General features: G+C 47.5%; 12 protein-coding genes. 9 read left to right on the top strand and 3 right to left on the bottom strand.

Going from position 1 to position 12415, the window contains the following annotated elements; translation table 11 throughout:
- Positions 1 to 133: 133 nt before the first annotated feature.
- Positions 134 to 1570, bottom strand: coding sequence for an MDR family MFS transporter (locus tag DMN77_RS15735; RefSeq protein WP_218652998.1), 1437 nt, complete (start codon positions 1568 to 1570; stop codon positions 134 to 136).
- A 137-nt stretch (positions 1571 to 1707) separates the two neighbouring features.
- Here DMN77_RS15735 and DMN77_RS15730 point away from each other — a divergent pair, with 137 nt between their 5' ends.
- From DMN77_RS15730 to DMN77_RS15690, 9 genes are all read left to right on the top strand, one after another.
- Positions 1708 to 2307 (top strand): TetR/AcrR family transcriptional regulator, encoded by a 600-nt coding sequence (locus tag DMN77_RS15730; RefSeq protein ID WP_068780595.1) that lies wholly within the window; start codon positions 1708 to 1710, stop codon positions 2305 to 2307.
- Positions 2308 to 2741: 434 nt separating this feature from the next.
- Positions 2742 to 3167 (top strand): DMT family transporter, encoded by a 426-nt coding sequence (locus DMN77_RS15725; RefSeq protein WP_068780596.1) that lies wholly within the window; start codon positions 2742 to 2744, stop codon positions 3165 to 3167.
- Between the two features lie 26 nt (positions 3168 to 3193).
- Positions 3194 to 3895: a Crp/Fnr family transcriptional regulator gene (locus DMN77_RS15720; protein WP_179015638.1), complete on the top strand. Its 702-nt coding sequence runs from the start codon at positions 3194 to 3196 to the stop codon at positions 3893 to 3895.
- 12 nt (positions 3896 to 3907) lie between these two features.
- A complete protein-coding gene (locus tag DMN77_RS15715) occupies positions 3908 to 4387 on the top strand; it encodes a DMT family transporter (RefSeq protein ID WP_179015637.1) in 480 nt (159 codons plus the stop codon).
- A gap of 53 nt (positions 4388 to 4440) precedes the next feature.
- A complete protein-coding gene (locus DMN77_RS15710; protein WP_179015696.1) occupies positions 4441 to 5142 on the top strand; it encodes a YjjG family noncanonical pyrimidine nucleotidase in 702 nt (233 codons plus the stop codon).
- A gap of 210 nt (positions 5143 to 5352) precedes the next feature.
- Positions 5353 to 5982, top strand: a complete 630-nt coding sequence (locus DMN77_RS15705) for a TetR/AcrR family transcriptional regulator (RefSeq protein ID WP_068780600.1) — start codon at positions 5353 to 5355, stop codon at positions 5980 to 5982.
- Positions 5983 to 5994: 12 nt separating this feature from the next.
- Entirely contained in the window at positions 5995 to 7287 is a 1293-nt protein-coding gene (locus tag DMN77_RS15700; protein WP_179015636.1) for an MFS transporter, read from the top strand.
- A complete protein-coding gene (locus DMN77_RS15695) occupies positions 7278 to 9596 on the top strand; it encodes an ABC transporter permease (RefSeq protein ID WP_179015635.1) in 2319 nt (772 codons plus the stop codon). The genes DMN77_RS15700 and DMN77_RS15695 overlap by 10 nt, the downstream gene beginning before the upstream one ends.
- Positions 9597 to 9600: 4 nt before the next feature.
- Positions 9601 to 10359 carry an ABC transporter ATP-binding protein gene (locus DMN77_RS15690; protein WP_179015634.1) on the top strand — a complete coding sequence of 253 codons (759 nt, stop codon included), beginning with the start codon at positions 9601 to 9603 and terminating at the stop codon, positions 10357 to 10359.
- Positions 10360 to 10619: 260 nt separating this feature from the next.
- Here DMN77_RS15690 and DMN77_RS15685 read toward each other — a convergent pair whose 3' ends face one another.
- Positions 10620 to 11648, bottom strand: coding sequence for a Gfo/Idh/MocA family protein (locus tag DMN77_RS15685; RefSeq protein ID WP_179015633.1), 1029 nt, complete (start codon positions 11646 to 11648; stop codon positions 10620 to 10622).
- Positions 11649 to 12410: a sugar phosphate isomerase/epimerase family protein gene (locus DMN77_RS15680; protein WP_179015632.1), complete on the bottom strand. Its 762-nt coding sequence runs from the start codon at positions 12408 to 12410 to the stop codon at positions 11649 to 11651. It abuts the gene before it with no gap.
- Between the last annotated feature and the right edge of the window lie 5 nt (positions 12411 to 12415).

Here is a 12415-nt window from a genome sequence, read left to right as displayed (position 1 = left end):
GGGCAGCGGCCTTTTTGTATTGCTTGCAATACATCATCTTTGAAACAGAATATAACCAGCCCTGCCGCTTTCTAGCTTCGTCTTTCTTATGTTCTGGGCGATTTCCAATTCAGGAAACCGCCCCAAAGTGTATCTAAGACTTATTGTTTATTGTTAGTATCTTCGCTTTCCTGGTCACCTTATTGGTTAAGAAGAGGGAAGGAATGAACATGACCAATGTCAAGGCACTGGAAACCAAAAAGGCAGCATGATAAGCGGACGTTAGATTAGAAAGGCTGGGTTCCAAATGATTCATTTGCTGGGCTACAATGGTCGCTAATAATGCTGAACCAAACGCTCCGCCAATATTTTGGATAATACGCGTCGCAATACTGGCTTGAGGTATTTGATTTTTGGAAAGACCGGTATAAGAATCCGTCATGATTGGAATCGTGATTCCGCCTACACCCATTCCGCGAATAAATAGAACAACCGCCATGACCCCGTAGTTTGTGTTTTGTGTGAACCAAAGGAACGGTATTGTTCCAATCAAAGTAATGACGATCGCGATCATCACCACGATTTTTGCTCCAATTTTATCTATCATTTTTCCGATCACCGGCCTCGCCACCAGCATGCCCAGTCCCTGCGGAATGAGGGAAAGGCCTGTGAGAACTACGGAGTCATTTCTAATATTTTGGAAGAATAAAGGCAGAAGCAGCATAGCTCCGTTCGTTCCAATTCCGGCTAAGACCAATGAGATAATAGATGCAGAGAAGCTTCTATATTTAAACAGGTTTAAAGGAACCACGACCTTCTTCGGTTTTAAAAATGCGTAAATGACATAAACTACCGTCAAAATTACACCTATGATAATAAACGCAATGGCTTTCGCATTGCCGAATCCAGAGCCCGATGCTGCTTGGGTAATTCCATAAATATAGCTGACTGAAAGAGCACCTAACAAGATGTTGCCGAACCCATCAAGCTTGGCTTGTTTATTGGCAGCAGGAAAGCTGGGCAGCTTTTTATGAATAAAGTATAATGCAATCACTCCAAACGGAATGTTTACAAAGAAAATCCAGCGCCAAGAGAAATATTCGACAATGCCCCCACCGATGACTGGCCCTAATATAGGTCCAAGAATAATAGGCAAACCAACAATAGACATCAATTTCCCCATGTTTTCTTGTCCGGCTGCTTTAACTAGTAATGTGGTTAATAACGGGATAATCAGTCCGGCACTAAAACCTTGAATCAGACGGAAAGCAATTAGGCTTTCGATACTCCAGGAAATACCTGAAAGGATGGAGCTTATTAAAAATAGCAATTCAGCCGCTAAATAAATATGTTTTCCATCAAACCTGTTGATGAGCCATCCGGAAAAGGGAACGGCAATCGCTGTTGCCAGGACATAACCGGTAATGACCCATTGAATAGTATCAAGCGAGCTATGAAAGTCATAAGCAAATTGATTGACTGCAATGTTTACCATCGTTGTATCGAGCATGGGTGCAACGGCACCAAGAACAAGAATCAGCGCCATGCGGATCAGTTCTTTTGGCAGCTTCTCTTCCATTTTTGTTGTCATCCAGGTTTGCACACTCCTTCAAAATAAGATGCAATTTGTATCTTGCTTTAGGAGTATACACCCGAATTAAATAAAGTACAATATGTACCTTAAAATATGTTAAAATAATGGATAGTAATGAAGCGGGAGGATCTACCATGGTAAATGAACGAAGACGCGGCGAAGAGTTAGAAGAGGCCATTCTCGAGGCGGCCTACGAAATTATTCATAAATCAGGTTATGAAAGTATGACATTTCAAAATGTGGCAAAACAGGCGGAAACCAGTCGTACAGTTATCTATCGTCGTTATGAGACGCAGGTCGATCTGCTGCATGCTTTGGTAAGTTATAAATCCAGACAGGTGATTGGCGGAGATATGATTGATCTGGTCCGGGATCAAGGAAGTTTGCGTCAGGATTTATTAAGTGTTGTCGAAATTTATCAGCAATTTTTTGAAACCATAAGTTCAGAGGTTCTTAGTGCGACTTTATTGGTGTTAAGTCAGAAGAATGAGAGTGTCAGAGAATGGTTAAGAGGTGCGCGTAACAGCAATATGCAGGTCATGAAGAAGGTCGAAGGTTTTGCCAAAAAACGAGGAGAGATACAACATGATTTTACAACCATGCAAATGAGTTTGCCCTTTGATTTTTTACGGGTTGAAAATATAATTCGTGGTGGAGCTGTAACGAAGGAGTATCAGATCCAATTGGTCGATGAGGTCCTTTTACCGATTTTCTCGGGACAAGCCCAATTATAATAGAGGTTGTTCCAAAGTCCGTTTTTGAAGTATCCAGGCATCAAATTTTGAATTCAGCCGGGCCTAGGCAAATGGAATACCAAGTTATGTTTCTTGCGGACACATCTCAGGGCTCGTGCTTCAAAACAAGCTATGCCAACTGCCAAATACAGATGCCATATGCATATGCACATGCTTCCGTGGTTGTTTTCTATGAAAACGTGTAGCTCCATCCTCGACCCCTGGCTCTATCCTACTGGGTATTTTGGAAAAACGAACATCAGAAGCATAAGCTTCGGTGCTGCACACGGGAGTTTCTGTACATGTACTAATAAAGGGCTGGCGGTCAGTTTTTCTTTTTTGATCACTTGGGACATATGTCCTTCCCCGGATGCTCCAATCTGATTTTAAATAATAACATAGTGAATCGATATTTAGGGTTGGGGGAGCGAGAGATGGCAGGAATCATATTTGCATTGTTAGGCGGAGCGCTTATTACGCTGCAAGGCGTGGCGAACTCCCGGATCAGTCAAGATATCGGCACTTGGCAAGCGGCGACGATTACCCAGTTCACCGGATTTTTGCTGGCTTTTCTTCTTCTGCTTATCGTCCGGGACGGACTGTGGAGAAGGGTGAGGCAAGTGAAGCCGCTCTATTTGACTAGTGGAGCCTTGGCGGCAATCATCATTTCCGGCAATATCACGTCCATTCATCACATCGGCGTTACATTGACAATAGCCGTCGTATTGATTGCTCAGCTAGGTATAACCTTTATAATCGACAGCAGGGGATGGTTCGGGGTAGTGAAGCAAAAGATGAAGCTATCGCACTTCATAGGCATCGCGATGATGGTCGCCGGTGTGATCATCATGAAGATGTAATTTTGCAGTAGAGGGGAGGGCATGTGATGAAAGAGATTAAGGATCGTGAGCAACTGGCTCACTATATGCAGATACATCAGATTGCCTCGACATTTAACGCGAATATCATGCCGCATTTGGCCCTTTACAGCTATGATCAGGGGGAACACATCTGCTCGCAGGGCGATCCTGCCGAGTACTTGTACGTTCTAGTAAAAGGGAAGGTGAAGGTTCATAACACCTCAGCGGAAGGAAAGGCGCTGATCATATCGTTCAAAACAGCGCTGGAGGTGATTGGGGATATTGAATATGTGCAAGGGATCGACTTTATGAATTCGGTCGAGGCTGTATCGTCTGTTCATTTGATTGCTGTTCACAATCGCTGGCTGCATCAATACGGAGCCAATGACGCAGAGCTGCTTCGTTTTCTGCTCAAGATCATTACGACGAAGTTTTGCACGAAATCCGATTCATTAAACTTTAATCTGATGTATCCGGTGGAGGCGCGCTTGGCCAGTTATCTCTTATCCATGTCGTATGACGATTCGGATCCGCGATTTAATGGTCAGCTCAGTACGGTCAGCTTGCGGGATGTAGCCAACTTTCTCGGGACCAGCTACAGACACCTAAACCGGGTTATTCATAAATTTTGCGAAGAGGGCTTGGTTGAACGCAATCGCGGATTTATTTATGTGAAGGATCGGGAACGATTGCGTGCATTGGCAGGTCATAATATATATGAGACATGAGAGGAGAAGCTTATGATTGCAGGCTTGATATTGGCACTTCTTGCTGGCTCGCTTGTGGGGATTCAAAATGTATTTAACAGCAAAGTGAATGAGGGCGTGGGCATATGGACGACAACGGTGATCGTGCTTGCCATGGGATTTTTCGCTTCCTTCAGTATTGGCCTGGCTGTGGAAGGCAGGCAGTTGTTCGATTGGTCTAATATGAAGACGTGGTACTGGTTCAGCGGCATTATTGGGGTAGGTGTGGTTCTTTCGGTGGTACAGGGAGTGAAGCGGCTTGGTCCGACGTTTGCGATCTCGATCGTGATGGCGTCCCAGATCGGTATTGCTTTGTTGTTCGACTCACTGGGACTGCTTGGCTTGGATAAGGTTCCTTTTACGGGGAAACAAGCTATCGGGGTGCTGGTCATCGTTGGCGGCATTATCATATTTAAGACAGGTGACCGGCGCAGAGATAACCGCAATACGGTTCGGAGCCGGCGGGCTGCTTAAGAAGATATATAATAATAACCTAGGTAGAGAATTTGGGATTGGAGAGAATCATGATGAAGGCTTATCGGACATTATTATTTGACGTAGATGATACATTATTGGACTTTAAGGCAGCGGAAAGACTGGCATTGCGCTTATTATTCGAGGAACAGCAGATGGAGCTTACGGAAGAAATCGAAGCGCATTATGAACACGTGAATCAGGGGTTATGGAGGGCCTTTGAAGAGGGGCGTATCGATCGCGATGAAGTCGTAAACACTCGATTTGCTCTGCTATTGAAGGAGTATGGGCATGAAGTGGATGGCGTTCTGCTAGAGCAGCGATATCGCAGTTATCTGGAGCAGGGGCACCAGCTTATCGACGGGGCCCTGGAATTAATTTCGGCACTGCAAGGCGGGTATGACCTGCACATCGTGACGAACGGCGTGTCGAAGACACAGGATCGCCGGCTTCGTGATTCAGGTCTGCATCCGATGTTTACGAATATTTTTGTATCGGAGGATACGGGTTATCAGAAACCGATGAAAGAGTTCTTTGATTATGTGTTCGCCCGCATTCCTGATTTTAACCCGCAGCGGGCATTAATTATCGGAGATTCGTTAAGCTCGGATATTAAGGGCGGACAGCTGGCAGGTATGGATACATGCTGGTACAATCCCATAGGAAAAGAGAATAATACGGATATCGTTCCAACCTATGAAATTCGTACACTTCAGGAGTTATATCAGATATTAGGGATACAGAGAGCTAGATAAAATTACGAATACTTTTGTGAAAATAAAAGAGAGCGCGATAAGGAACGATTCCAATCGCGCTCTTTTTGCCGATCTGTTGGAGAGGCAGATCGACTCAGGGCTTGGATAACTCATAGAGAAGTCACCTCTTTCCTCCACGCATAATTTGTGTTATTATATTACCGACAGACAGTCGGTCTACAAGCTTTTTTAATCAAGGAGGTGCAGCAAATGAGGGTCGTCAAAGATGCTGAAGAGCGCAGAAATGAAATTCTTGATGCAGCGGATGAGCTGTTTGCGCAGAAGGGCTTTGATGGCACAAGTACAAACGACATTCTCGAAAAGGTCGGGATTGCGCGGGGAACGCTGTATTATCATTTCAAGTCCAAGGAAGATATTATGGACGCGCTTATTGATCGATATAGTGTACGGCTATTGGGGACGGCGCAAGGAATTGCCGTGGACAGGGGCATCCCCGTTGTCGAGCGTATAATCCGTGTGATCATGGCACTGAATATCAGCGGTGATGAAAGCAGTCAGGAGATTATGGAGCATATTCATAAGCCACAGAACGCGCTGATGCATCACAAAATACAGAAGATGCTGATTAACGGTGTTACACCCATCCTGGCGGATATGATTCGTGAAGGCATCACGCTGGGACTGTTCAATACGCCGTTTCCGTATGAGTGCATGGAGATGGTCATGATTTATGCCAATACGATTTTTGATAAGGATATGGTTCCAATGACGAACGAGGAGCTCACTCAGCGGGCGCAGGCGCTCGTATATAACATTGAGAGGCTGCTGGGCGCTGAGAGCGGAAGCCTTGTGCAGGCCATGCAGATGTTCGGCAGCTAAATGGAGGCAGTGATGGATCATTCAAACAAGCTTTTTGGAAAATTTCTTATGCTGTGGTCAGGACAATTTATTTCTGCCATCGGCAACGGACTCACTTCATTCGGGCTGGGAATATATGTGTTTCAGCTGACGGGAAAGGCCTCTGCAATGGGGCTGGTCACCTTGCTGGCGTTCATGCCCTCGCTGCTTCTAAGCGCCTTTGCCGGTGTGCTCGCCGATCGTTATGACCGCAGACTGCTGATGGTGTTAGGCGATAGTCTCTCTGCGATAGGCCTAGTGTTCATCTTGATATGCATGCTTCGTGGAGAAGTGTTGCTCTGGCAGATTTGCGTGGGGGTAACGATAAGCTCGGTATTCTCCTCGCTGCTTGATCCGGCTTATAAGGCTACAGTTACAGATTTGCTAACGAAGGAGCAGTACACGAAGGCAAGCGGCCTTGTCCAGATCGCGAGCACGTCCAAATTTTTGATCTCACCGATCATTGCCGGATACTTGCTTGTGATCTCGGACATTAAGCTGCTGCTGATCATCGATATTTGCACTTTTTTTGTTACGGTCACGACAACGCTTGTAGTTCGCAGCGGTCTTGCTGCCAAGACCTATGAGCAGGCGAATTCGTTCATTCGGGACTTTAAGGATGGTTGGAGCGCTATATCCGGGAATAGAGGGGTGCTTGTCCTAATCTTCATGACCACATTGCTGACCTTTTTGCTGGGAATCATTGAGACGCTTTCCATTCCGATGCTGTTGGCATTTTCGAACAGCTCTGTAATCGGAACGGTCGAGACTATCGTGGCTTCAGGCATGCTCGTAACGAGTGTGGTCATCGGGTTTCTTCCAATTAAGAAGGATTATGTGAAAATATTATCGTTCTCCATGTTCCTGGTAGGCATATTTATGGCTATGTTCGGATTGCGTGAAAACCTTATGCTGATATGTGTTGCGGGATTTCTCTTTTTTGCCATGATTCCATTTGCTAATGTAAGTATGGATTATCTGATCCGTACTAATATTGATAATTCCGCGCAAGGAAGGGCATGGGCGCTGATCGGTTTGATTACCCAGTTCGGTTATGTGGCCGCATATGCGCTTGCCGGACTGATGGCGGATTATCTATTCACTCCGTTATTAGTGGAAGGGGGAGCGCTTGCTGGCAGTGTTGGAAGGATTATAGGCACGGGCAGCGGCAGAGGAACAGGCTTCCTCATCATTGTGGCCGGAGTCGTGTTAAGTGTCGTTTCGATAGTTCTATATAACATGAAATCCGTAAGAAAGCTGGAACATAAGGGGGACTTATGTATTTAAGAATAGTCCGCAATGACATGTCGAAGAGCAGGCTGGTTACACTGACGACCACGATATTTATTGCCGCGGCAGCGATGCTCGTCTCACTGGCGGCAATTCTCATCGTCAATCTGACGGGGGCGCTGGATGCCATGATGACCCAGGCCAGAACTCCGCATTTTATGCAGATGCACTCCGGGGAGATCGATTCTGCCCGTTTGGAGTTATTTGCGAACCGGAATGAACATGTTGATCAATTTCAAGTGCTGGAATTTTTGAATATGGACGGCTCGCAATTTCGCTTCGGTGATCACTCGCTAACGGACAGTATTCAGGATAATGGCCTCAGCGTACAGAGCGAGAAGTTCGATTATCTGCTCGACCTTAACGGCAAAGTCATTAACGTATCCGACGGAGAGATTTATGTTCCCGTCACCTATATGAAGGAACAGACCATTAAGATGGGCGATAAGGCTGTTATAGGTGGCAAGGAATTTCAGGTTGCCGGTTTTCTGCGGGACTCCCAGATGAATTCCATGCTGGCCTCTTCCAAAAGATTTTTAATCAGCAGGTCTGATTTTGAACAGCTAAAGGACCTGGGCAGTATCGAGTATTTGATTGAGTTCAGATTGAAGGATTTGGCGAAGCTGGGGGAATTCGAGACGGCATATGCCTCCGCAGGCTTGGAAGCGAATGGACCGGCGATTACATATCCGCTTTTTAAAATGATTAACGCCCTCTCCGACGGAATGATGATTGGTGTCATTCTTCTGGTGAGCATACTTGTCGTTGCTATAGCTTTAATGTGTATCCGCTTCACCTTGCTTGCCAAAATGGAGGACGACTACCGGGAAATCGGCGTGATGAAGGCGATAGGACTGCGCGTCTCGGACATCAAGAAAATCTATCTGGCAAAATATGCGGTCCTAGCGGCGGCAGGCAGTATAATCGGCTATGCTTTGTCCTTGATCTTCAAAGGCGTGCTGCTTGAGAACATCCGGCTATATATGGGGGAAAGTGAGAACTCTTCTGTTGCTGCCGCCTTAGGGATTTTTGGTGTATTACTCGTCTTCCTGGCAATTATCGGTTATGTTAATGGCGTACTCAGACGCTTCCGGAAGATCTCGGCAGCAGAAGCAATCCGCCAGGGGACTCCCCAGGACAAGGCGCCCGGTTCCAAGCATTTTCATTTAAGTGGGAACAAGCTGCTGAACACGAATATTTTTCTCGGGATCAAGGATGTTCTCGCCCGAAAAAAACTGTATACCACGATGCTTGTCGTACTGATCATATCCGTGTTCATCATGGTAGTTCCGCAGAACTTGTACAACACAATTTCCTCCAAAAGCTTCATTCAATATATGGGGATTGGAAACTACGATATGCGCATCGACATTCAACAGACGGATCATATGCCTGAGAGAGCCGCTGAAATGATAGGCGCGCTTCGCAATGACCGCGCTATCGCCAAGTATGCTGTGTTAGCCACAAAAACCTTCAAAGTAAAAAGGGAAGGCGGATCGGAGGAAAATATAAAAGTTGAGCTTGGGGATCATACGATCTTCCCCATTCAATATGCTCAGGGCAAAGCGCCTGCGGCTGATGATGAAATTGCTCTATCCGTTTTGAATGCGGATGAATTGGGCAAGAAGCTGGGCGACCCGATCACGCTGGTGATAGAGGGACGGGAGAGGAGCCTTACGATCAGCGGAATCTACTCCGATATTACTAACGGCGGCAAAACCGCTAAAGCTGGCTTTGCGGATCAATCGGCCGGGGTCATGTGGTACGTTATCTGCGCAGAGTTATCGAACCCCTCGTTGATCGAAGAAACAACCTTACAATATGCAGACAGGTATAGCTACGCCAAGGTCTCAGATATTGATGCATTTGTTGCTCAAACCTTCGGGTCGACGATTGGCTCCGTCAAGAAGGCTTCCCATGCTTCAATTCTTGTTGCTCTGATTATTGTGGTATTGGTGGCTTTGCTATTTATGAAAATGCTTGTGGCAAAAGACAGATACACCATTGCTGTCATGAAAGTGTTCGGATATACAACTACGGATATCAGGACACAGTATCTTACGCGTTCCGGATTCGTTCTGATCGTTGGAATTGTGCTTGGCACGCTGCTGGCCAATACCCTTGGAGGGGGGCTTGCGGGTGTGGCGATCTCTTCCTTTGGAGTGGCGAAATTTCAGTTTGCGATTCATCCGCTATCTGCGTATCTGCTTAGCCCGCTGCTGTTGATCGGCTCGGTACTCATCGCCACAATGATCGGTACAGCGGGTGCGAGACGAATACAAATTTCCGAGAGTATAAAGGAGTAGGCAGATGAAGAAGATCATAGTTGGCGAATGTATCGTAAAATCCTTTGGTGAGGGCGAGGAGAAACGCAATGTTCTTGATGGTGTGTCCGTGGAAATTGCGGAGGGCGAGTTCGCTTCGGTTATGGGCCCCTCGGGTTCGGGAAAATCAACGTTGCTGTTCGCCCTAAGCGGAACGGACGGGATTGATAGCGGCAAGGTTATTTTCGATAACAAGGATTTAGCAGCGGCCTCCGAGAATGAACTCTCGGATTTGCGCAGGACAACGATGGGGTTTGTGTTCCAGCAGCCAACGATGCTGAAAAATCTGAATATGCTCGATAACATTATTCTTCCAGCGATGCGCGGTCATCGAAAAAGTACGGTAGAAATTGCGGAGCAGGCGCGTGCGCTTATGAAAAGGATAGGTATCGCCGAGCTGGAAAAGCGCGACATCACACAGGTCTCGGGTGGCCAGCTCCAGCGTGCAGGGATCTGCCGCGCCCTGATCAATAGTCCGAGGATCATCTTTGGCGACGAACCCACGGGGGCGCTGAACTCAAAATCCGCACAGGAGATTATGGATCTTCTGGCCGAGATCAACGCGGAGGGAACTGCCGTAATGCTGGTTACTCATGATGTTATGGTTGCGGCGCGTACCGAACGCGTTATGTTTATGCGCGATGGCAAAATCGTCAGTGAGCTGAGGCTCCCCAAGTTGGACGGGACAGATATGGCGGATAGAGTCGAGAAGGTTACCGCGAAAATGCGGGAGATCGGGATATGATTTATGTTCGGTGAACTCATGACTCCTAAGAGGATGCAGGCGGCCGGATGAAATATTCCCCCAATCTCTGTTGCTCGTGGATTTCTCTGCTAACCTAATTCAAGAAGGAGAGAAGTCCCCCCACAAAGGCGACGCTCCGCTTCAACAGAATGATGTCTCCCTCTTCCGCAATCTTCATTTTAGTTCAACTAATATAGTAGTAGAGTAAGCAATAAAAGGCTGACCTAAGTCTGTTGACTTTAAGGCAGCCTTTTATTGGATTAGAACAACTCGATCATTTCCCTTCGATCATTCCTGGATGAAGCATAGATGGCATCGAGAATGCCCATGGAGTAGGACGCATCCTGCAAGGTGGAGTAGTTTGCAGGAGGGCCGGCCAAACTCTGATAGAACTGATCGATCAGCCGGGCGTGACCGCTGCCCCAATATGCTTTGCCGACCATAGATTTGCTGCTATGCAGGTCATCCGCCAGTAACTGTTCCTCTCCGTGGCTCTTAAGGATGAGCTTATTATCGATATAGCGCAGTACACCATGCTCAAGATGTATCTCTAAGAAGAAGGGACTGTCTTCGGAATAGCCATTTGTGGCGTAAAACCATCCGCGTTTGCCATCCCTATAATAGAAGGTGGCTTCCGCCGTATCTTCCACTTCAATCACTTCCTGCAGCGCTCTGGTATCGATATGGCCTTTTACGGCCATGACTTCACCGCCGAGATAATATAGCAGGTCGAGCATATGCACCGCCTGATTAATCAACAGGCCGCCGCCTTCAGTGGCCCATTTGCCGCGCCAGTCGGCGGAACCGTAATATTCCGCTGTGCGCCTCCAGGTCAGAAAGCCTTTAATTCCTAACAGTTCGCCATAGGTTCTTTCATCGATCAGGCTCTTAGCCGCTTCAATACAAGGATTTAAGCGATTCTGCAAAATGGCGCAGCAGCTCACCCCAGCGGTGCGGACCGCATCGTTTACGACGCGAGCCTCCGGGACATTCATCGCGACCGGCTTCTCCAGCACGATCTGCTTGCCGTGCGAGGCAGCTTGCACGGCCATTTCGGCGTGCAAGTGATGAGGGGTGCAGATGTGGACACTATGCACGGCTTCATCGGCCAACACCTGAGCGTAGCTGGTAAAAACCCGGCAGCCGTAACGCTGGGCCAGCGCTTCAGCGCGCTCAGAAAGGATATCGCATACCCCATATAGATGAGCTGCGTCTGAATTTTTCACCGCTTCGGCATGGACCGGGCCAATAGCACCGCAGCCGATAATAACCGCATTGATCTGGCTCATTTATTCATACCCCAGCTTTCTCAGATGATCATAACTGATCTTCAAGCTGTCAAAGGCATCGGTTGGACCGTCATCACGCTCGATCAGATACCATTTCACTTCCGCTTCCTCACAAGCCTGCAGGATCTCCGGCCAGTCCAGATTGCCTTCCATGACTTCCGCCATAATCTGCTGGGAATCAATAATCGCCAAATCTTTCAGGTGGATGGCTTCGATTCGATTCTTCAGCTTGCGGATCCAATGGCTTGGATTGCCGCCGCCGACCTGTACCCAGTACGTATCAAGCGTGAACAGGAAGTGATCCGGATTCGTCTGCTCGATAAGAATATCCAGACCAAGCTGCCCATCATACTTCTGAAATTCAAAATGATGGTTGTGGTAACTGAATTTCAACCCGTTCTGCGCCAATTCATCGGCGATGGCCGAGAATTTCTTGGCGAAGGCATAATATCCATCCTTGCTCTGGTATTCCTTCGGCAGACCGCCCAATCCGGCCAAGCCACAGCCAAGCTTGTGGTGATCGCGGATCACGCCGTCAAGATCATCGATGAAGCGTTCATACGGAGTATGGGTGATGACAATCTGCAGCCCATGGCTGGCGCCGATCGCCGCTATCTCGTCGACAGACAGATGCCACATGGCCGATACCTGAACCGTCCGGTACCCCATCGCTTTGATCCTGCTCAAGGATCGGTCGAGCTCCTCGGGAGTAGCGGCGAAATTCCGGATCGTATACAGCTGTGCGCCTAATATTTTGGACATGGATC

The organism is Paenibacillus sp. 79R4, assembly GCF_013393165.1.
Taxonomy (GTDB): Bacteria; Bacillota; Bacilli; order Paenibacillales; family Paenibacillaceae; genus Fontibacillus.
This window is presented reverse-complemented; position numbering and strand designations above follow the sequence as displayed.